This window comes from Streptococcus canis, from assembly GCF_900636575.1.
Taxonomy (GTDB): domain Bacteria; phylum Bacillota; class Bacilli; order Lactobacillales; family Streptococcaceae; genus Streptococcus; species Streptococcus canis.
On sequence record NZ_LR134293.1, the window covers coordinates 1,956,897 to 1,978,658 of the forward strand.

A 21,762-nucleotide genomic window follows, 5' to 3' on the forward strand; every position below is an offset into this window, starting at 1 on the left:
TTTCTTCTTTCTTTACAATAATCGGCAGCGCATGGCCTCTAGTCATCACTCATGCGCCACTTGAGGTAGGCATCAATAAAGCCTTCGATGTCACCATCCATGACCTTATCAACTTGAGCTACTTCATAGTTTGTGCGGTGGTCCTTAACCATGGTATAAGGGGTGAAAACGTAGGAACGAATCTGGCTCCCCCAAGTGATTTCTTTTTTATCTCCTTTAAGGGCATTGACCTCAGCAGCTTTTTTCTCTTGTTCTAATTGATAGAGTTTGGCCTGCAACATTTTCATGGCACGGTCTCGGTTTCCGTATTGGGTACGGTCAACTGTTGAGGCCACAACAATGCCTGTTGGAATATGGGTCAGACGCACCCCAGTTGATACCTTGTTAACGTTCTGACCACCGGCACCGCCTGAACGGAAGGTATCCATTTTAATATCATCATCACGAATGTCCACTTCAATGGTGTCATCTAATTCTGGCATAACCTCAACAGATACAAAAGAGGTGTGGCGGCGTTTGGCCGAATCAAAAGGCGAAATCCGAACTAGACGATGGACACCCATTTCTGATTTGAGGAAGCCATAAGCATTTGGTCCCTCAAAAGAAAGAGTGACCGACTTGATACCAGCTTCATCTCCTGCTTGATAATCCAAGGTTTCTACCTTAAAACCTTTGGCATTACCAAAACGAGTATACATCCGAAAGAGCATGTCTGCCCAATCCTGAGCCTCAGTACCACCTGACCCTGGATGAATCTCCAAAATGGCATTGTTATGGTCATAAGGCTCTGATAAAAGCAAGGTCATCTCATAGCTAGTCAAAATCTGACCTAATTTCTCTAAGCTAGCCTCCAAGTCGTCCTTGACACTGTCATCTTCCTCAAGCATTTCCAAGTACAGTTCTGTCTCATCAGATAACTCCTGCATGTTATGGAAGGTCTCGTAGGTTGACTTCAAGTTATTCAATTCTTGAGATGTTTTTTGAGCCGCCATATTATCATTCCAAAAATCAGGCTCGGTCATTTGATGCTCTAAAAGAGCAATCTCTTCTTCCAGACCTTCTAAGTCAAAGAGACCTCCTGAAGCTAGTCAACTTCTCTTTGTTTTCTACTATTTTTTGGCGCATTTCTGCCACTTCCATACTGACTTCCTCTTTCGTTTCATTTCTCTAAAAACAGATAGGAACTCTAAAAAGCGTTCCTCAGCTCTGCTTTCTAAATCTCGTTTATTTTATCATAAAATCAAGCCCTTTGCCACTTTGTAAGTAATCGCTCAAGCTCTTCTTTTGTCTCTTCTTCAGCCATGGAAAGGCCCAGCATAAAGTCAAGCATGGCTTGATCAGGTTTTTTGATGAGCTCACCCAGTGCCCACATAGCTGTCGCTGTATGACTTGGATTGTTGTTCTGATCAATAATTTCCAAAAGTTTTGGAATAGCGCTCCGATCATGGGCATTAGCCAGTGCGATAATGGCATTGCGCTGAAGAATATTTTTACCTCGCCAAGAGCCAGCAATCATGCCAAAGCTTTCTTTAAAAGATTTATTGCTCAATTCTAAAAAAGGCACCAATTCTGGCATAGCCAACTCGGGGTCAATCGGAGAAGCCAAGGGATTGTTAATGCCTTTGTTATAAGGGCAGCAAATTTGACAAATATCACAACCATAAATAACGGTTTTGATTTTTTTACGAAATTCAAGCGCCATCATCCCCTTATCTTGGGTCTGAAAAGACAAGCAACGCCTAGCATTCATGGTGCCATCCCCTATCAAACATGAAGTGGGACAGGCATCTAAACATCGCCTGCAATCGCCACAGTCGTAGTCCACCGGTTGGTCAGGCTCAATGTCAAGGTTTGTAATCAATTCTCCCAAGTACATATAGGAGCCAAATTCCTTGGAGATAACTAGGCCATTTTTGCCAATAAAACCAATCCCTGCTCGCCTCGCCACAGCTGTATCAACCAAGGCTCCCGTATCCACCATGCCCTTGTATTCAAAGTCAGCGGTTAAGGCTTCGATACCTTCTGCTAAGCGCTGCAATTTATCTTGCAATACATGGTGATAGTCTAACCCCCATGAATTGGGAGTCATTTTACCCCGTTTATAACTTGTTTTTGGTGGTGGAACAGGTAATTTATGAGGGTAGGCAACTGCAATGGAAATAATGGTTTTGGCAGAAGCCAGCGATAATTTGGGCTTGATCCTCTCTTCAATCACCTTGTGTTCAAAACCAGTCGTTCGACCTTCTTCGACACCAAGGCGCAGCGATTTTTCCAAATATGAAAAGTCATCTGCGGTGGTAAAGCCAATTTTTGAAATGCCAATCTCCTTGGCTAACGCCTGAATATCTGCCTTAATGTTCATACTACTATCATAATCGAAATAAGTTAAGACTTCAAGACGAATGGATGACAATTCAAAGAAAGGGTAATCAGAGGAAATCCCTCCTGAAGGGAATCCTCTGTCATAACAAAAAAGGGGACAAGATCCCACCTTTTTGACTTTCAAAAAAGGGAAATAAGGAAGGCATGGGATGGCTTTTCCTTCTATTTTTCTTTGTAGAGGACGCTTACTATAAGACTTTACTAGTCTATTCTCCCAAAACAAACTTAAACAAGTCTTAATAATCCTCAAAATGCTGGTAAAGGTATTGGAGATCCTCGATTTCCTTGAGAAGCTCTTTGCCATTATCTGTCTGTTTGACCAAGGTCCGCTCAGCCACTTCTTCTACCAAACGTTTGATGAAAATAATATCGCACTCGCCTTTCAAGACAGCCTCTACTGAGGAGAACGGATTGTGGGCGACCAATTCCAGTCCATAGCTATTAGAAATCAAGGTGTAGCCTGCAATACCCGTTTTTTTCTGGTAGCCCTTGGCTAATCCTCCATCAATAATAATCATTTTCCCTCCAGCCTTAATAGGAATCTCCCCACTCTTTTCTTGGACAGGTGTATGTCCATTGACAATATGCCCTGTTTTATCCAAGGAAAATTCAGCTAGCAGACGATTGCAAATATCCTCTTTCTCTCGCAACTGGTAGTAAGGATTTTTCTTCTCCTTGTGGGTTTCTTTATCCGCAATGTAGTAACGTTCAAAGGTGGTCATTCGTTGCTTACCAAACAAAGAAGACCCTTCCCCACACCACAAATACCAAAATAAATCCGTCGCAAAATCATCATGTACCTGAGGTTGCTGATAGGCTTGCCTAACCTTCTCTTCATAGAAATCCATCAAAGATTTTCCAGATAAAAATCGGTCTTCTAAGCAAATGGATTTGAAATCACCATTAGAATGCATGGGAATGCAGCCATGATAAAGCAGGTGATTATTAGAAATATGATAAATGGCACCTTTGGAAAAAAGGAAATCAATCTGTTGGCGCAGGCGGTCTGACTGTTGAAAACGAACAAGTAAATCCTCTAATAATTCTTTTTCTTCCTCTGTCAGCTTTCCTGGATTCTCCCAATCTACTAGGTCAAAGGGAAAATCAGTTACCGGATATTTTTTCTCACCTACTCGCATCTCCTCACAGTCTGGTTCAATACGGTCCAAAGGACTAGAAGCTGTCATGTCAAATTCAGGACGGCGGTGGATTAGCTGGTGTTCTAACTTAAATTGTAAAAAAGCAGCTGCCTGCTGCAAACAATTCAAGACCCGCTCGCTTTGGTCTGAAATGACATCTCCATCTAAAATAGGACGAAAGACAGCCTTAGGGGTAAAATAAGTTTGGCTATAATCAATCAAACGACGCAAATTAATGCCATAGCGATCTTCAATAAGCTCAATGCTGTTGTACCTAGCAGCGATCCGAATCACATTGGCCATGCAAATCATCGATCCAGAAACTGCCCCCATCCAAGTAATGTCATGGTTGCCCCACTGAACATCAATATGCTGAAAGGTCATGAGCCGATCCAAAATCAAGTCAGGGGATTTGCCTCGGTCAAAAATATCACCCACCACATGAAGGTGGTCAATGGCAAGGTGTTGAATCAAGGTCGCAAAAGCGATAAAAAGATTTTCCAACTGATTAAGCTCAACGACCTTGCTGATGATGGCTGAGTAATAACTTTCCTTATTTTTATCAGGCTGACCTTCAGTCAATAATTCTTCCATGATGTAGGCATAATCTTTGGGTAATAATTTTCTAACCTTAGAGCGGGTGTATTTACCGCCAATGTACTTAACCAACTGTAAGAGGTCTGAGAGAAAACCTGTCAGTTCTTCTTGTAGTTCCTGTTCCGATAGCAGGGAATTGGTCTTGATTTTTTCAGCAGGGTAGTAAATATACTGACATAGCAGGTCAATGGTAGCTAGGTCTTTTTCAGGAAAACATTCCTGTAACTTCTTTTTGATGGAGCCTGAGCCATTTCGCAAGAGGTAATCAAAGACATCGTATTCTCCATGCAGATCGCTCAGAAAATATTCCGTACCTTTGGGTAAATGGCAAATCGCTTCCAAATTAATCATTTCCGTAATCAGAGAAGATTTGGTTGGAAACTTTTCTTTCAAGAGACGATAGTATTTTGACATGTGCGGTCACCACTCCTTATTGCTTGTCAGTTTATCCTATTTGCCCAGGTCAAGATGGCTGAGCTAGCTACCCTTTCATTGTAAAGGTTCCCCTCTAAAAACGCTAGCAAAAAGGTGAAAGCGCATTCTTTTTGCGCAAGAAAAAAGGCTTGGAATAAGTGTCCAAGTCCTTTTAAACCTTTGTTCAAAAAGCAACCGATTTGCGCAGACCATTGGCTAAAATGACTCAATACTTGCACAAAGTTGCCCAAGGTGATCGATTTTCGCATCAGCCTGACGCTGGTCAATATTATAACGGTAATCAGTAACAGCTACAACAGACAGATGAGCAGCTTTAGCAGCTGCAATCCCTTTTTGACTATCTTCAACGACTAGTAAGCTTTCTTTGGCAAGTCCAAGTTTCTGCGCAGCTTTTTCATAAATATCAGGATAAGGCTTGCCACGAGAGACATCCTCACGCGCCAAAATAACTTCAAAATACTCCTTCATCTGACTGCTTTCCAAAGCCAGTGAAATATCCTCACGGCTTGAATTAGAAGCTAAGGCTAGCTTAATGTTCTTATCTTTCAAGGTTTGAAGGCAGGGCTTGGTCTCAGCAAACAAGACCTCCGCATAAGGTGGCTTATGGATCAATTTATAAGCTTCATAATCAGCAGCCACAGCAGAAGCCTGCTCAGCGGTGCAATGCTCATTGAGTAAATCCTTCCAAATCTCTTGAAGATTACCCCCAATAAAGTCCTTAGGGCTCAGGTGATCAATACTAATCTCTTTTTGACTTAAAAAGTCATGACGCCGCTTAAAATAGAAGGGCTCTGTATCAAATAACACGCCGTCCATATCAAAAATAATCCCTTGAATCATAGCAACCTCCTTTCTTGTTATTGTAACATAATTCCCTGAGAAAACCACGATTACAGCAGTAGTCCCACAATGGGACACTCCGCTAATAGACTTAATTCCTACCTCAGAAAAAGATAGAAGTACTTATAGATACCACACTAATAGTTTTCACAAAACTTTAGCACTATTTCTAACTTTCAGTTCAGTTGTCTTATGCCTCTTCTTTTTTGTAAGCAAGAGCTGATAAACCTGCTGCCAGAGCTAGACTAACCACTGTAGCTGCTTGAGCAGATAGTTGGTTTGACTGCTCACTTGTTTTAGGCAAAGCAGCAGTTTCTGACAGACCAGTTGCCAGAGGAATTTTGTCAGGGGTAGTCACGGGTTTTTCAACTATATTTAACAGAATCAGTCGGAATCATCATGCCTTGGCTATATTCCTCTGCTTTAGGAAGGCTAGTTTCTGGCACTTCTTTTTCTGGTTAAACAGGGGAGTTACCATCGGCATCAAATTGGCAATCAACAATTGTTGGTGACTCTCCCGACCATCAGCCAGTTCACTATCATCAAAGGCACCAAAGATGGTCAAGGTCTTTTGATCAGCTGACAAGCTATATTCCATAGGATCCACAAAAATGTCTTCGCCAAACAAGTAGCCTGTCAGTGCCTCAAAGACCCTTGCTTCAATGACACCGTTAACTACACCTATCTCCTGATAGTCAATGGCACGGTCATCAGGATAAATAAATTAAATGGTCAGTTCTTGTGTATAACATGGCTACACTGGCACCCATTTAACCGCTGAAACACGCTGAATAGTTGACACCAATGCTACTGATAACCTTTCCTCTTCAAGTGGAGTAGCCAGAAACCAAATCAGTCCATGACACTGATGGCTGTTTATCAACTGGATGAGCTGGTGTCAATGACGTTAATGGTGTCAATAGACTAGGTTGAATTGATTTGTAATCATAAGTAATCATCTTGCGACGACGTTAACACCAAAAAGCCATTGCTTGTTAAATTTCCACATTCTGTATTTAGTTACCTTTTTGTCGGCATTTTCCTCAGTTTCATAATCTCCTTTGTTGGTGGTAAAATTATTCTTACGTCTTCTATTTACAAAAGCGATTACAAAACTAATCAATCTTTTCTCTTTTCCATCTTCTCTTATAACCTTTTTTACCCTTTTGGTCAGCATGTTCCTACGCCTTATCTTCTGATCGCTTTTCTGCGGGGCTTCTGTTACAATAGAACCATGACACGACTTGCAATCATGAGCGATCTTCATCTGGATCTCAACCACTTTGGACCTTTTGAGCGGAATACACTGATTGAGCTGCTCAAGCACGAAAAAATTGACCATCTCCATTTGGCAGGTGATATGGCCAACCATTTTTATCAGGACACTGAGCCCTTTCTTGCTGCCTTGGCTAATGAGGTCACCGTTACCTTTAATCTGGGCAACCACGATATGCTGGATGTGGCCGAAGCTGACATTGAAACACTCGACTTCAAGACTTATGCCCTTAATCCTAGCACCACGCTTCTTGCCTTTCACGGCTGGTACGACTATGGTTTTTCTGAGGAAATGGCTGGCGCGGATTATGTGGCCTTCAAGAACCGTTTCTGGTTTGACCGTCGGCTGAAACGGCCCTTGACGGATCCTGAACTCACAAAGGAGATTTGTCAAACCTTAGAAAAGACATTAGCTGCGCTTTCTGATCAGACCCTCATTGTGGCCATGCATTTTGTCCCCCACAGCATCTTTACCCTCAAACACCCAAAGGTAAAAGCCTTCAATGCTTTCTTAGGGAGCCCTGCTTTTCACGATATTTTTCGACGCTACGGTGTGAAAGAGGTTGTTTTTGGGCACAATCACAAGCGTTTTTCTCCTCAAACCATTGACGGGGTCACCTATCAATCAAGACCTCTAGGCTACACTAAGGAATGGCAGTTAACACGTGCCTTTATCCAGAAAAATCCCCCTACAACCATCCGAGGAAACTGGACCCCTAACAAGGCCTACCATGCCATCAAGGACCTAGCAACTTTTAAGGCTTATCAAACAGAGCATTTAGCGACTGAATTGCGAGATGCCATGATTATTTTTGACATTGATGACGAAAGGACAATACCATAAAGTGAACATTAAACGACAAACTCGTCTGGTTAAGATAGGGGCCCCTGTGACGATTTTAATTGGAAAAGACCATAAAGTATCCCTTTATAATGGAGACAGTCTTGAAGTTGATTTAGCAGAGGGACAAATTCAACTTATCGTTAAGCATAGTAGGCAAGCTGCGATCACTGTAAGTAATGAGGACAAATTGCTTCTCAAAGACAATCCTTTAAACCTTATCTTATTCTGGACTGGTGTTTTTCTGATTTTAGGAAGCCATGTCTTGCTGACCTTTGACAATCCTTGGTTATTTTACCTCACCCTAGCTGGCTTTATCAATATGATTGCAAGCTATTTTCTTCCAAGGTTTCAGTGGGAAGACAACTAAACCCAAGTCGATATGACTTGGGTTTTTCTTGTATTAGGCCGCTGAGGATTTTTCTTCGGCTAAAACCGTTTGTGCCCCTAGCAAACAGGTTAATAGAATGCTAGAACAAATATAAGGGTAGTATCTTCTGTGTTTCATTTGATACCTTCTTGATTATAATGTTAACAATCCTTGGCTAACTTAACATACATCGCTGCTCTTTGGGTAATGGTCTCAAATTTCCCTTGACTGGCCAAGCGGTTAAACTCCCCGCCAATTCCCAAGACTTGCGCTCCAGCAGCCAACCAGTCTGTGACGTTCCCTTCATTGACACCGCCTGTCACCATGACCTCTACTTGGGGCAAAGGAGATTTGATTGCCTGAATAAAGGGCATGCCGACTGTGGAACCAGGGAAAAGTTTCACCATATCAACACCTGATTCCAGAGCAGTTACCACTTCTGTAACGGTCATACAGCCTGGTAAATAAGGAACACCATAGCGATGACAAAGTCTTTCCACTGCCTGATTGAAATTGGGACCGACAATAAATTGAGCACCAGCTAAAATAGCTTGGCGAGCGGTAATATCATCCAAAATTGTTCCAGCACCAATTAAAACATCAGTATCTTCTTTGAAGCGTTCAGCCAATTGACCGATAACCTCACTAGCAAAGGGGTTAGTATAGGTGACTTCAATTGTCTTAATGCCACCTTCAATACTGGCCAGGCTGCAAGCTAAAGCTTCCTGACTAGACTCTCCTCGTACAACCAGGACAAGCCGATTAGCCTTAAGTTTGGTTAAGGTTTCTATTTTTCCCATATTCTTACCTCTGAACATCTCGTTGATTGCTTAAAATAGCTTCGACTTGTTGGACGCTGTGATAGAGCTGGTCTTCAGCTACCGTACACTTTAGGCTAGCTGTTGCCACTGCAAAATCAAGGCTGGTCTGCTTTTCGTTGCCTTCTAACAACTGATAAAGCAAGCCTGCCACAAAAGCATCACCACTTCCAACCCGTTGCAAGACTGGGGTCGTCACTTCACAGGATTCATAAAACTGTCCTTCATAGGCATAAGCCTTGAAATGATTGCTGCCTTGGGCATCAGTCGATCGCTCCGTATGGTAAATAGCTTGTAACTGATAACGCTGATAAAGTCCTGCCAGACGTTCTATAATCATCGTAGCATCTGCCTTGTTCCTATCAAACATGCCAAAATCATCACTGTCTAATAGCAAAGGTTCCATGCCAAAAACAATATCCGCGTATTGAGCAAAGTGGGAAAAGAGTCGTTTAGCATCAGCTACGGCAATCATACTAGACCGAAAGTTAAGGTCAAAGGAAACACAAATATCCCTTTTCTTAGCTTCTCTCGCAAGTATCTCAATCAGGTCCTGAGTTTTTTTACCCAGCGCCAAACTGATTCCACTAAAATGAAAGTGACTAATGTCTTCAAAAATGGCAGCTAAATTAAGACCGTTTTTATCTAAAGCTGAAAAGCTAGAGCCACAGCGGTCATAATAAACCTGACTAGCCCGACAGCCAAAGCCATTTTCCAAGTAATACAGCCCAACTCGGTTGCCCTGCCAAGCCGTCACCCCCATATCCACCCCACTTTGTTTTAAAAATTGATTGAAAGTATGGCCGATAGGATTGTCAGGTAGGGCGGTAAATAGCCTTGCTTCTAAGCCAAAACCGGCTAAGGTTCTTGCAATATTGACTTCTGAACCGCCGAAAAAAAGCTGAGCGTCGCAGGCATTGGTCAAGGGTTGACACTGATTGGGACTAACGCGAATCAGCGGTTCACCAACCAATAATAATTTAGACATGTGACCTCCTTTCCTCGTCAAAATGAGATTACTGTTCAAGCACTGTCTTCAAATAAGTCACTAATTCTGACGGCTCTGCATTAGCAAAGAAGTACTCTTTGAAATGAGCTCCAGAAACTGTTTCTTTGAGGAAGTCTTGGTCGATGTCTTTGACAATCGCCAACAAATCCCTATAAGTAATCTTTTTCAAATCACTTAAAATACGAGCATTACGTTGTTCAGGAATAGCCCGCTCTTTAGGGTAACCACCACCCATCGGTTCTGCAAAGAGGCGTTCAAATATTAAGGTCAAATTCAACTCTGCTCCCCAACCAAAGCCTTTGGCAAAGGGAATAGACAAGGCATTACCACCATTGATTTGAGAAAAGAGGTAGGCTTCTGTTGGCTCACTTGCAAAGCCACAGGTAACCCCTGGAAAGCTGTTCAAGGCCAACATAGCTCCAACACCTGTCCCACAACCAGTCACCACAAAATCGGCCGCCTTAGTGGTCAATAAAATAGAAGCTAAGAGTCCATTTTGAACATAGGTCAACTGACTTTCGCCTTCTGTGCCATACATGCCATAGTTAAAGACTTGATAGCCGTGTTTATCTGTCACTGAGGTAAGGGCATCGTAAATAATACCATTTTTAGCCGCTTGGCTATTTTCATTAATTAATGCAATTTTCATATAAAGTCTCTTTCTAGTGTGTGATTAAGGTTGTTTTCCAATATAAGCTAAAATACCACCATCAACATAAAGAATATGGCCGTTAACAAAGTTACTGGCATCGCTGGCTAAGAAAACAGCTGGTCCAGCTAGGTCTTCAGTGCTTCCCCAACGAGCTGCGGGTGTTTTAGCAATGATAAATTGATCAAAAGGATGACGGCTGCCGTCTGCTTGTCGCTCTCTCAATGGCGCTGTTTGTGGCGTTGCAATGTAGCCAGGACCAATTCCATTACACTGAATATTAGCTTCTCCAAATTCAGAGGCTATATTTTTGGTTAACATTTTCAAGCCACCTTTAGCCGCCGCGTAGGCACTAACAGTTTCACGTCCCAATTCGCTCATCATGGAACAAATATTAATAATTTTACCATGTCCCTTTGCAATCATAGATGGCAAAACTGCTTTTGACACAATAAAAGGTGCATTTAAATCAATATCAATGACTTGACGAAAATCTTCTGCGGCCATTTCAAGCATAGGCGTACGTCTAATAATACCTGCATTATTGACCAGAATATCAATAACACCTACTTCTGATTCAATTTGACTAACCATCTGTTGAATACCAGCCTCATCAGTCACATCACAAATGTAACCGTGAGCTTTTATCCCCAACTCTTGATAAGCTGCTAATCCTTTATCAACTAATTCTTGGTTAATGTCATTAAACACAATGGTTGCACCTGCTTGGGCATAGGCTTTGGCAATTTCAAAACCAATGCCGTAGGAGGCCCCAGTAATCAAGGCAATCTTTCCTTGTAATGAAAACATATCTTTCATAGCAAACTCCTTTTTGTTATTATATTAAGTAAACCTGTTTACCAAAACTATAACAAAGTAAACTGGTTTTGTCAATGGTTTTATGAAAACGGTTCAAAAAACCAAGCTATCCCAAATGATGACTAGTTGAATCTTGAGTTTTTTGATGATTTTGACGTGTTTTCTACATTAGAGGCTTATCAAAAGTGACTATTTTTACTTTTCTAGCACTATTGGTTACTTTTTATTTTTGAAAAAATCTTTACGAAAAAGTATTGACAAAGATTTTTGAAAGCGCTACAATGTTTTTAAGTAAACCGGTAAACTAAAAGGAGTTTTATCATGATTGCTATTATTGTTATGGGACATGGGCACTTTGCGAGTGGGATTGTCTCATCCCTCGAGTTAATTACAGGGCAACAAGAAAAGGTCACTGCTATTGATTTTACTGCTGAGATGACTGCCACTGATGTAGAAGACCAATTATCTCAAGCCTTGGTTCCAGAAGAAGAGACCTTGATTCTTTGTGACCTTCTTGGGGGAACCCCTTTTAAAGTTGCTGCCACCCTAATGGAATCCCGTCCTCAAACCAAATGGAACGTCTTAGCTGGTCTTAATCTAAGCATGCTGATTGAAGCTAGTTTTGCCAGACAAACAGCAGCATCTTTCGATGATCTGGTCACAACTCTCTTAACCTCTTCAAAAGAAGGTATTGTCGATTGGCAGTCACTTTCTCAACAAGAAGATGATGCGATAACTGATGACTTAGGAGGTATTTAATGACACGACCTTTCAAAACCATTGCCCTTGAACCTATTAAGCAGGCTGAACGATTTACCAAGGAGGAATTTCTAAGCCAAGAAGACATTACTCATGCCCTTGACTTAGCCCTCAAACAAGTCCGTCTAAACATGGACTATTTTAAAGAAGACTTTCCAACGCCAGCTACCAAAGCTAACCAATATGCCATTATGGACAATACGGAATGGACTAATGCCTTTTGGACAGGCTGTCTTTGGTTAGCTTACGAATACAGTGGGGATGATGCCATTAAAACACTAGCTCAGGCAAATGACCTTTCTTTCTTAGATCGAGTAACTAGGGACATTGAATTAGATCACCATGATTTGGGCTTTCTTTACACCCCTTCTTGTATGGCTGAGTGGAAACTCTTAAAAACACCTGAAGCTCGAGAAGCTGCTTTGAAAGCGGCCGACAAATTAGTCCAACGCTACCAGGACAAAGGCGGCTTTATTCAGGCCTGGGGAGAGCTGGGCAAAAAAGAAGATTATCGCTTGATCATTGATTGTCTCCTAAACATCCAATTACTCTTTTTTGCTAGCCAAGAAACTGGAGACAAGCGCTACCGTGACATAGCGATCAACCATTTCTACGCCTCTGCCAATCATGTTATCCGAGATGACGCCTCTGCTTACCACACCTTCTACTTTGATCCAGAAACAGGCGATCCTGTTAAGGGGGTTACACGACAAGGTTACAGTGATGATTCAGCTTGGGCCAGAGGGCAAGCTTGGGGGATTTATGGCATTCCTTTGACCTATCGTTTCCTAAAAGAAGCTGAACTCATTCAACTCTTCAAAGGCATGACCCATTATTTCTTAAACCGTCTTCCCAAAGACATGGTATCCTATTGGGATTTAATTTTTGGAGATGGTAGCGGGCAGTCTCGTGATAGTTCAGCAACCGCCATCGCCGTATGTGGCATCCACGAAATGTTAAAAACCTTACCAGACAGTGATCCTGATAAAAAAACATACGAAGCTGCCATGCACAGCATGCTAAGAGCCTTAATTAAGGATTATGCTAACAAAGATTTCAAGCCTGGCGCCCCTCTGCTTCTTCATGGGGTCTATTCTTGGCATTCAGGAAAAGGGGTTGACGAAGGAAATATCTGGGGTGACTACTACTATTTAGAAGCTCTGCTTCGTTTCTACAAAGACTGGAACCCTTACTGGTAATAGACACAGCTAACCACAGTTAAAAAGGAGATTTTATGACACAACCAAACATTATCATGACGCGAGTTGATGAACGCTTGATTCACGGGCAAGGGCAATTGTGGGTCAAATTCCTCAACTGCAACACCGTTATCGTCGCTAACGATGCTGTTTCTGAAGATAAGATTCAACAATCCCTCATGAAAACAGTCATTCCATCAAGCATTGCCGTTCGCTTTTTCTCCATTCAAAAAGTGATTGACATCATTCATAAAGCAAATCCCGCTCAAAGTATTTTCATCGTGGTCAAAGATTTGCAAGATGCCAAGCGCCTAGTCGAAGGGGGTGTCCCTATCACAGAAATTAATATCGGAAATATTCATAAAACTACTGATAAGGTGGCGATTACCCAGTTTATTTCGCTGGGAGAGACAGACAAGTCTGCTATTCGATGCCTTGCCCATGACCACCAAGTGGTTTTTAATACCAAAACAACTCCAGCTGGCAATAGCGCCTCTGACGTTGACATCTTAGATTATATTTAATGAATAAAGGAGATTGATATGGATATCAATGTGTTACAGGCACTTTTAATTGGTCTTTGGACAGCCTTTTGTTTCAGCGGAATGTTACTTGGCATCTACACCAACCGTTGTATTATTCTGTCTTTTGGTGTAGGGATTATCTTAGGTGACTTGCCAACTGCACTTAGCATGGGGGCTATCTCCGAATTAGCTTATATGGGATTTGGAGTGGGTGCTGGTGGTACCGTTCCACCAAATCCTATCGGCCCTGGTATTTTTGGCACCTTGATGGCGATTACCAGTGCTGGTAAAGTCACCCCAGAAGCAGCCCTAGCCTTATCAACACCAATCGCAGTTGCTATTCAGTTTCTTCAAACATTTGCTTATACCACTTTTGCTGGTGCTCCCGAAACCGCTAAGAAACAATTGCAAAAAGGCAACATTAGAGGTTTCAAATTCGCTGCCAACGGTACTATCTGGGCCTTCGCCTTTATCGGATTAGGCCTTGGTTTATTAGGTGCCTTGTCAATGGATACCCTCCTTCACTTGGTAGATTATATCCCACCTGTCTTGCTCAATGGGTTAACTGTTGCGGGTAAAATGTTACCTGCTATCGGATTTGCCATGATCTTATCTGTTATGGCCAAGAAAGAATTGATTCCTTTTGTACTGATTGGTTATGTTTGCGCAGCCTACCTCCAAATTCCGACCATTGGTATCGCTATTATTGGTATCATTTTCGCCTTGAATGAATTTTACAACAAACCTAAACAAGTCGATGCAACAACTGTCCAAGGAGGCCAACAAGATGACTGGATTTAATAAATTAACCAAGAAAGATTATCTCAAAGTAGCTCTGAGAGCTTTCTTCCTACAAAACGGATTTAATTACAGTAATTACCAAGGTATCGGATATGCCAACGTCATCTATCCTGCCTTGAAAAAACATTTTGGCAGTGATAAACAAGGCTTATACCAAGCCTTGGAAGACAACTGTGAGTTTTACAATACCAACCCTCACTTCCTTCCTTTCATCACTAGCCTGCACTTGGTCATGTTAGAAAATAATCGTCCAGAGGAAGAAACCCGTAACATCAAGATGGCACTTATGGGGCCTTTAGCTGGTATCGGCGACTCCTTATCACAATTTTGCTTGGCGCCCCTCTTTTCAACCATTGCAGCTTCCTTAGCCAGTGATGGTTTGGTTTTAGGGCCAATCCTCTTCTTCCTAGCCATGAATATTATCCTAACCGCTATTAAAATCGGTTCTGGACTCTATGGCTATAAGGTGGGTACAAGTTTTATTGACAAGTTAAGTGAACAAATGGCGGTTGTGTCGCGCATGGCAAATATTGTCGGTGTTACCGTTATCGCTGGACTAGCTGCTACTTCTGTTAAAATAACAGTTCCAATTACTTTTGCAGCAGGTAAAGTCGACGCTGCTAATGCCGCTCAAAAATTCGTAACCATTCAAGGGATGCTTGACAAAATTGCACCTGCCCTTCTTCCAGCTCTCTTTACCCTTCTGATGTATTACCTCATCAAAAACAAAAAATGGACAACCTACAAATTGGTTCTCCTCACTGTTCTTATCGGTATTATCGGTAGCTGGTTAGGTATTTTAGCTTAATGGTTCATAGAGACCTGTTATGAGCGTAGGGAGATAGTTCCTAAGCACATGATGAGGTCTCTTTTCTTTTGGAAAGGAAATGCTCTATGTCTTTTGCCTTCGCACGTTTTAAAGAAACAGTCAATCCGGACTTTTGCAGGAATTACCTGCTAAACTATCAGGTTGACAGCTATCTGAAGCAAAAAAAGATAGCTGACTTGCTCTTAACCAATACCTTTTTATTTGAAGATAATTGGGATATGGAACCCTGCCCTATTCCTTATCATTTGGAGACTATCACTTGGCAAGAGCCCGTGACTGATGATCCTGAGTGGCATTTTATGTTAAATCGGCAGACCTATCTCCAAAAGTTAATCCTTGTCTACCTTGTTGAGAGAGATGAGCGCTATCTCTTAACAGCTAAGCGACTAATTCTTGATTGGATTGAGTCGGCTATTCCCCTAAGCCCACAGGGAGTAGCTACCAGGACCTTAGACACTGGTATCCGTTGCTTTGCTTGGGTCAAATGCTTGATTTTCTTGAATCTTTTTGATGCCTTAACCAAGCAAGAGGAAAGACTCATCCTAGCTTCTCTCGAAAAGCAACTTCAATTTCTTCAGGCTAACTACCTCGATAAATACAGTCTTAGTAATTGGGGAATCTTCCAAACCACTGCAATCTTATTAGCGGGTGCCTACTTTGGTTCCGACCTTGATATTACTGCAGCGACAGCTTTTGCCAGACAAGAATTGCCTCAACAAATTGCGCTACAAGTTCTCGAAGATGGCAGTCAATTTGAACAATCAACCATGTATCATGTGGAGGTGTTAAAAGCCCTTCTGGAACTAACTGCTCTAGTCCCTGGTTATCTCCCCCAGCTTAGACCTACCTTGCTTGCCATGAGTGATTATCTCCTCAAAATGACTGGTCCTGACCACAAACAGATTCCCTTGGGAGACAGTGATCTTACCGATACCAGAGACATTCTAACACTAGCAGCCACTCTCCTTGAAGAACCACACTTAAAAGCTGCTGCTTTTCCAACACTTGATATAGATAGCCTTCTCCTTTTAGGAGAAAAAGGTGTCCACACTTTTGAACAGTTACCCGTCCAAACCTTACCAACTTTTGCTCACCACTTTGAACATTCCGGGCATATTGCCATCAATCAAGAGAACTATTATGTTTTTTTCAAAAATGGGCCCATCGGTAGTTCCCATACCCATAGTGACCAAAATAGTCTCTGTCTCTATTATAAAGGACAACCTATTTTCTGTGATGCTGGACGTTATACATATAAAGAAGACCCATTACGTCATGCCCTAAAAAGCGCTAGCCATCATTCCACAGCTTTCTTAGAAGATCAATTACCTGAGCAGATTGATGGCTCTTGGAGTTACCTTTCTTATCCTAAATCCAACTATTGCCAGCTTCGGCAAAAAGAACACAGTTACCTCATCGAAGGTAGTTACCAGACGCAATTCCCTGACAAAGACAATTACCAACATGACCGACAAATTCTCATCTTACCGCCAGGAATTTTTCTTATCATTGATACGATTCAAGCTCAAGGCCAACACCGCCTTGTCAGTCAATTTATTCTTGATGATCACTTAGAAGCAAGGACAGATCGCCTTAGTGACCTCAGACTGATTAGTGACTGCCCTTTCACTATCGAAGAAACAATTCTGTCAAAAAAATATAACCAATACCTGACTAGTCACAAACTCATCAAACGAAAACCTTTTAAGGACAAGGGTTACACCAGTACCCTGCTAGTCCCTGAGGAGACCAAAGTTACTCCCTTAACACCACTTCAAACAGGCCATCTCACCCCTATCGAGACGGCTCTTGCTTGGCATTTAAAAGGAAAGCAGTTTGAATACAGTCTATGTGTCCTACAAGACGATCTGGTCAAGGGCGAAAAACTAGCTCTCCTAAATGGTCACAAAATCAGAGGAAAGGTGGTTGTTATCGATCATATCACGAATAAGATTATTCGATTGAAACATTAAATTATTTACCAGTCCTTATGTTATAATATGACTAATCATTACTAAATTAAAGGAGTGTATGCAATGCAGCGCAAAGTAACCATCAAAGATATTGCTGAATTGGCTAAAACTTCCAAAACAACGGTTTCCTTTTATTTGAACGGTAAATTTGACAAGATGTCTGAGGAGACCAAAAACCGCATCAGAGAAACCATTGAAGCCACCAATTACAAACCAAGCATTGCTGCCAGAAGCCTAAACGCCAAATCTACTAAACTAATTGGCGTGGTTATTGGTGATATTACCAATAGTTTTTCCAATCAAATTGTCAAAGGAATTGAGAGCAAAGCCCAAGAATTCGGCTACCAAATCATTATGGGCAATAGCAACTACGACCCTTCTCGTGAAGATGAACTGATTGAAAAAATGCTCAACCTCGGAGTGGATGGTTTTATCATTCAGCCCACCTCTAATTTTAGAAAATACTCACGCATTATTGATATCAAGAAGAAAAAAGTGGTCTTTTTTGACAGCCAACTCTATGAACATCGCACCAATTGGGTCAAAACCAATAATTATGATGCCGTCTATGACACTATTCAACAGTGTATCAACAAGGGTTATCAACATTTCATTATGATTACTGGTAATCCCAATCTCCTAAGCACACGTATCGAACGTGCTTCGGGCTTTATTGATGTCTTAGAAGCCAATCATCTTAGCTATCAGCAAATGATTATTGATGAAAGCCAAACTTCTTCAGCAGCCATTGCCCAATTCTTACAAGAATCCCTGACAGCAAAAAGCTTAGTCTTTGTTCCTAACTGTTGGGCCCTTCCAAAAGTCTTCACAGCCATGAAGGCACTTGAGGTTAATTTACCAGAAACTGGTTTAGTCGGCTTTGACAATATTGAGTGGACAAAATTCTCTTCTCCAAGCCTAACCACTATCATTCAACCAGCTTATGAAGAAGGAGAGCAAGCAACCAAGATTTTAATTGATGATATCGAGGGTCACAGTAAAGAAGCCAAACAGCAAATTTTTGACTGCCAAGTTAATTGGCAAGAATCAACCTTCTAATACCTTTTTGCCACTCATTAAGCGAACTTACTGAAAAGCAACAAATCGATTGATAGCGTCTGTTGTCGCTCTTCTTAAACATGATAAAAAGTAACTGCCATTAAAGTATCCAGTAGAAATGACATTCAGAAGAGGCTTATCATGACAATCACCATTATTTCTAAGTTATCCTTTCTCAACTCACTGGAAGATAAAGTGATTTTTATCAATAAAAATTTCTGACCACTGTTCCTAATAATCATTCCAAGATTATGTCACTTCCTCAAAAGACTCCTAGGTCAGAAACTTATTCTTTATCCTGCAATCGGCTAGGTCTCCCCGCTATTAAAGTTGAAGACGGAGACACCATTCTTATTGTCAATAATCCTTATTATAGGATTGCTACTATAATGGCTTTACTCTACTTTTTCGTTGTGATATTTCTAACGTTTTCAAAGACTCAATTACCTCCTCTTTACCAAAAATATGCTCTGCTACTCAATGCTTGTTTCATTGGAATACCTAATCTAATCCCTCGTTACCGTTTGATCAAAAATGACCCCAATTTGCACTCTTAACTAGTCAACCACAAAAAAGGTTTGAGACGATAAGTCTCAAACCTTTTTAGCACCTATTAGATCGCTTTTTCATCTTGACCAAGTGATCGTTGAACAGCTTTTACAAGCTCAACAAGAACGACCATTAAGAGACTTCCGATAATAACCACTAACCACTGTGTCAGTGTTAAATGTGTCACGTGGAAGAATTTATTAAATCCAGGAACAACAACGGTTGCCATCAATGCTACAAAGGCCACTGGAATAGAGTAGTTGAATAATTTATTTTTGAACAAACCAACAGTAAAGATAGATTGGTAAACAGATTTTACATTGTAAGCATGTACCAACTGAATTAAACCAAGGGTTACATAAGCCATGGTCAAGGCATCTGCATGCACATCATGGTAGCTTGTGTGTTCTGGGAACATCAAGGCAAAACCATAAACCCCAAGAACCAACATGGTTTGGAAGGCACCTTGATAAAGGATAGCTTCTTTTACCCCGCCATCAAAGAAACTTGACTTACGGCCACGAGGTTTGTGTGTCATGACACCTGGCTCAGCAGGTTCAACACCAAGCGCAATAGCTGGTAGGGTATCTGTTACTAAGTTAATCCAAAGCAAGTGAACAGGTTGAAGCACATCCCAGCCAAACAAGGTCGCAAGGAAGATGGTAAAGACTTCAGCCATATTAGCAGAAAGCAAGTATTGAATGGTTTTTTGAATGTTTGAAAAAACCTTACGTCCTTCTTCTACAGCAACAATGATTGTGGCAAAGTTATCATCGGCAAGAACCATGTCAGAAGCTCCCTTAGAAACCTCTGTACCTGTAATCCCCATACCAATACCAATATCAGCCGTTTTAAGAGATGGCGCATCATTAACCCCATCACCAGTCATGGCAACAACCTTGCCTTCATTTTGCCAAGCCTTAACGATACGAACTTTATGCTCAGGAGATACACGGGCATAAACAGAGTATTGTTTAAAGACTTTTTGGAATTCTTCGTCTGATAGTTCGTTGAGTTCAGCACCTGTAAAGACATGATCAACACCATCGTCTTCAATGATACCAAGACGCTTAGCAATAGCTTCTGCTGTGTCTTGGTGGTCACCAGTGATCATGATTGGACGAATACCAGCCTCCTTAGCAACTTTAACAGCTTGCGCCGCTTCAGGACGTTCAGGGTCAATCATACCAACCAAACCAGAGAAGACAAGGTTAGCCTCAACAACTTCTGATTCTAGAGTTGGTAGGGTATCAGAGTATTTGTAGGCCATCATCAAGACACGAAGAGCTTGTTTAGCAAGACTCTTATTAGTATCAAGAATGGCTTGTTTATCAGCATCAGTAATAGGACGAATTTGCCCATTTTCTTCAATCTGGGTCACACGTTTCAACAATTGGTCTGGTGCACCTTTAACTGCGATGAAGTATTTGCCATCAGCTTGCTTATGAATGGTTGACATCAACTTACGGTCAGAATCAAATGGTAATTCTGCCACACGAGGTTCTGCCACCATAACCTCACGCACGTCAAATTTGTGGTCTAGTCCAAACTGTACCAAAGCTGTTTCTGTTGGATCACCAATTAACTTCCCTGAAGGATCAACTTTAGTATCATTAGCAAAGTTCATAATGCGTAGCGTGGTATTATCAGAAGAAATAGCTTCTGATGAATTCTGAAGGGTCCCGTTAGTATAAAGTTTTTCAACAGTCATTTGGTTCATTGTCAAAGTACCCGTTTTATCGGAAGCGATGATCTCAGTTGACCCTAACGTTTCAACAGCTGGTAATTTACGGATAATGGCATTACGTTTCGCAAGCACTTGTGTTCCAAGAGAAAGCACCACAGTAACGATGGCTGGCAGTCCCTCTGGAATAGCGGCAACCGCAAGTGCCACTGAAGTCATCAACCCTTCAAGCAGGTGTTGTCCACGCAAGAAGACCCCAACAGCAAAAGTCACTGCTGCAATCACAAGGATAGCATAAGTCAAAATCTTAGAAAGATTGTCAAGGTTTTGCTTCAATGGGGTATCTGTCTCATCAGCATTAGCAAGCATACCGGCAATGTGTCCAACCTCTGTGTACATACCAGTGTTGGTAACAACTCCCATACCGCGGCCGTAGGTCACGTTTGAGTTTTGATAACCCATATTAACACGATCACCAATACCAGCATCTTCTGAAACAACTGTTGACAAGTCTTTTTCAACTGGTACTGATTCTCCCGTAAGCGCTGCTTCTTCGATTTTTAAGGAATTAACTTCCAAAAGACGCATATCTGCCGGAACAACATCCCCTGCTTCCAACAAAACAATGTCTCCAGGCACCAATTCTTTAGAATCTACTTCGATGACATGCCCATCACGACGAATGCGAGCCAGTGGACTTGACATTGATTTCAAGGCTTCGATAGCAGCCTCAGCTTGACCTTCTTGATAAACCCCAAAAGCGGCATTTAAGATAACAACGGCCAAGATAATAATGGCATCCGTCAAGCCTTCCATTCCCTCTGTAAGGACTGACAGAAGGGCTGCCACAATCAAAATAATAATCATTAAATCCTTAAATTGATCAAGGAATTTCATGAACAGGCCTCGTTTTTCACCCTCATCAAGCTCATTACGCCCATATTCTGCTAGACGTTTTTGTGCCTGAGCAGTCGTAAGACCCTCGCGACTGGTCTCTAACTGAGCCAGTACAGTCTCTTCGCTTTGCGTATAAAACGCTTCATGTCTTTGTTTTTTAGACAAATTAGTACCCCCTCGGTCCTTTTATTTTACGCTCAAATAAAAAGACCTGTTTATTTTTCTTAAACAAGTCTCGCTGTTTCAGATTGTACCGGAAATCGAAATTCCGTATTGACGATACAATCACGGCTAACCGTCTGCTACTCCCTTGA

21 protein-coding genes are annotated in these 21,762 nt (G+C 41.6%); 9 read left to right on the forward strand and 12 right to left on the reverse strand.

Annotated elements, in window-relative coordinates:
• Nucleotides 1-38: 38 nt before the first annotated feature.
• The 7 genes from prfB to EL097_RS11075 form a co-directional block, all read right to left on the reverse strand.
• A protein-coding gene (gene prfB, locus EL097_RS09855) for a peptide chain release factor 2 (RefSeq protein WP_099983181.1) occupies nucleotides 39-1,140 on the reverse strand; the annotation gives its coding sequence in 2 pieces (ribosomal slippage) (nucleotides 39-1,067 and nucleotides 1,069-1,140; 1,101 coding nt in all).
• 100 nt (nucleotides 1,141-1,240) lie between these two features.
• Complete coding sequence (gene queG, locus EL097_RS09860) at nucleotides 1,241-2,362, reverse strand: tRNA epoxyqueuosine(34) reductase QueG (protein WP_039994961.1); 1,122 nt, start codon at nucleotides 2,360-2,362, stop codon at nucleotides 1,241-1,243.
• Nucleotides 2,363-2,618: 256 nt separating this feature from the next.
• Nucleotides 2,619-4,532 (reverse strand): fructose-1,6-bisphosphatase, encoded by a 1,914-nt coding sequence (locus tag EL097_RS09865; protein WP_129545028.1) that lies wholly within the window; start codon nucleotides 4,530-4,532, stop codon nucleotides 2,619-2,621.
• Nucleotides 4,533-4,748: 216 nt separating this feature from the next.
• Nucleotides 4,749-5,393, reverse strand: coding sequence for an HAD family hydrolase (locus EL097_RS09870; RefSeq protein WP_003047688.1), 645 nt, complete (start codon nucleotides 5,391-5,393; stop codon nucleotides 4,749-4,751).
• Between the two features lie 190 nt (nucleotides 5,394-5,583).
• Nucleotides 5,584-5,751 carry an LPXTG cell wall anchor domain-containing protein gene (locus EL097_RS09875; RefSeq protein WP_003047686.1) on the reverse strand — a complete coding sequence of 56 codons (168 nt, stop codon included), beginning with the start codon at nucleotides 5,749-5,751 and terminating at the stop codon, nucleotides 5,584-5,586.
• A 39-nt stretch (nucleotides 5,752-5,790) separates the two neighbouring features.
• Complete coding sequence (locus EL097_RS09880) at nucleotides 5,791-6,000, reverse strand: hypothetical protein (RefSeq protein ID WP_141290429.1); 210 nt, start codon at nucleotides 5,998-6,000, stop codon at nucleotides 5,791-5,793.
• A 220-nt stretch (nucleotides 6,001-6,220) separates the two neighbouring features.
• Nucleotides 6,221-6,352 (reverse strand): hypothetical protein, encoded by a 132-nt coding sequence (locus tag EL097_RS11075; RefSeq protein ID WP_269471204.1) that lies wholly within the window; start codon nucleotides 6,350-6,352, stop codon nucleotides 6,221-6,223.
• Nucleotides 6,353-6,627: 275 nt separating this feature from the next.
• Here EL097_RS11075 and EL097_RS09890 point away from each other — a divergent pair, with 275 nt between their 5' ends.
• Both EL097_RS09890 and EL097_RS09895 read left to right on the forward strand, forming a co-directional pair.
• A complete protein-coding gene (locus EL097_RS09890) occupies nucleotides 6,628-7,512 on the forward strand; it encodes a metallophosphoesterase (protein WP_039994800.1) in 885 nt (294 codons plus the stop codon).
• Nucleotide 7,513: 1 nt separating this feature from the next.
• Nucleotides 7,514-7,879 carry a hypothetical protein gene (locus tag EL097_RS09895; protein ID WP_003047674.1) on the forward strand — a complete coding sequence of 122 codons (366 nt, stop codon included), beginning with the start codon at nucleotides 7,514-7,516 and terminating at the stop codon, nucleotides 7,877-7,879.
• Nucleotides 7,880-8,040: 161 nt separating this feature from the next.
• Here the strand turns inward: EL097_RS09895 and EL097_RS09900 are convergent, their stop codons facing one another.
• The 4 genes from EL097_RS09900 to EL097_RS09915 are packed head-to-tail and all read right to left on the reverse strand — an operon-like array spanning nucleotide 8,041 to nucleotide 11,174.
• Nucleotides 8,041-8,679 carry a bifunctional 4-hydroxy-2-oxoglutarate aldolase/2-dehydro-3-deoxy-phosphogluconate aldolase gene (locus EL097_RS09900; RefSeq protein WP_003047670.1) on the reverse strand — a complete coding sequence of 213 codons (639 nt, stop codon included), beginning with the start codon at nucleotides 8,677-8,679 and terminating at the stop codon, nucleotides 8,041-8,043.
• A 4-nt stretch (nucleotides 8,680-8,683) separates the two neighbouring features.
• Nucleotides 8,684-9,685 carry a sugar kinase gene (locus EL097_RS09905; protein ID WP_003047668.1) on the reverse strand — a complete coding sequence of 334 codons (1,002 nt, stop codon included), beginning with the start codon at nucleotides 9,683-9,685 and terminating at the stop codon, nucleotides 8,684-8,686.
• A gap of 28 nt (nucleotides 9,686-9,713) precedes the next feature.
• Nucleotides 9,714-10,355, reverse strand: a complete 642-nt coding sequence (locus tag EL097_RS09910) for an RpiB/LacA/LacB family sugar-phosphate isomerase (RefSeq protein WP_003047664.1) — start codon at nucleotides 10,353-10,355, stop codon at nucleotides 9,714-9,716.
• A gap of 24 nt (nucleotides 10,356-10,379) precedes the next feature.
• Entirely contained in the window at nucleotides 10,380-11,174 is a 795-nt protein-coding gene (locus tag EL097_RS09915; RefSeq protein ID WP_003047661.1) for a gluconate 5-dehydrogenase, read from the reverse strand.
• A gap of 321 nt (nucleotides 11,175-11,495) precedes the next feature.
• Here EL097_RS09915 and EL097_RS09920 point away from each other — a divergent pair, with 321 nt between their 5' ends.
• The 7 genes from EL097_RS09920 to EL097_RS09950 all read left to right on the forward strand — a co-directional run bounded on the left by EL097_RS09920 (nucleotide 11,496) and on the right by EL097_RS09950 (nucleotide 18,318).
• The gene (locus EL097_RS09920) at nucleotides 11,496-11,933 is read left to right on the forward strand and encodes a PTS sugar transporter subunit IIA (protein WP_003047658.1); all 438 of its coding nucleotides are present in this window, start codon (nucleotides 11,496-11,498) and stop codon (nucleotides 11,931-11,933) included.
• Nucleotides 11,933-13,132, forward strand: a complete 1,200-nt coding sequence (locus EL097_RS09925; protein WP_003047655.1) for a glycoside hydrolase family 88 protein — start codon at nucleotides 11,933-11,935, stop codon at nucleotides 13,130-13,132. The genes EL097_RS09920 and EL097_RS09925 overlap by 1 nt, the downstream gene beginning before the upstream one ends.
• A gap of 35 nt (nucleotides 13,133-13,167) precedes the next feature.
• Nucleotides 13,168-13,656: a PTS sugar transporter subunit IIB gene (locus EL097_RS09930; protein ID WP_003047652.1), complete on the forward strand. Its 489-nt coding sequence runs from the start codon at nucleotides 13,168-13,170 to the stop codon at nucleotides 13,654-13,656.
• A gap of 18 nt (nucleotides 13,657-13,674) precedes the next feature.
• On the forward strand, nucleotides 13,675-14,457 hold the full coding sequence (locus EL097_RS09935; RefSeq protein ID WP_003047650.1) for a PTS mannose/fructose/sorbose/N-acetylgalactosamine transporter subunit IIC: 783 nt from the start codon (nucleotides 13,675-13,677) through the stop codon (nucleotides 14,455-14,457).
• Nucleotides 14,444-15,265, forward strand: coding sequence for a PTS system mannose/fructose/sorbose family transporter subunit IID (locus tag EL097_RS09940; protein ID WP_003047648.1), 822 nt, complete (start codon nucleotides 14,444-14,446; stop codon nucleotides 15,263-15,265). Before EL097_RS09935 ends, EL097_RS09940 begins: the two co-directional genes overlap by 14 nt.
• 86 nt (nucleotides 15,266-15,351) lie before the next feature.
• Entirely contained in the window at nucleotides 15,352-17,259 is a 1,908-nt protein-coding gene (locus tag EL097_RS09945) for a heparinase II/III family protein (protein WP_003047646.1), read from the forward strand.
• A gap of 63 nt (nucleotides 17,260-17,322) precedes the next feature.
• On the forward strand, nucleotides 17,323-18,318 hold the full coding sequence (locus EL097_RS09950; RefSeq protein WP_093999005.1) for a LacI family DNA-binding transcriptional regulator: 996 nt from the start codon (nucleotides 17,323-17,325) through the stop codon (nucleotides 18,316-18,318).
• A 613-nt stretch (nucleotides 18,319-18,931) separates the two neighbouring features.
• Here the strand turns inward: EL097_RS09950 and EL097_RS09960 are convergent.
• Nucleotides 18,932-21,613, reverse strand: a complete 2,682-nt coding sequence (locus tag EL097_RS09960) for a cation-translocating P-type ATPase (protein ID WP_003047645.1) — start codon at nucleotides 21,611-21,613, stop codon at nucleotides 18,932-18,934.
• Between the last annotated feature and the right edge of the window lie 149 nt (nucleotides 21,614-21,762).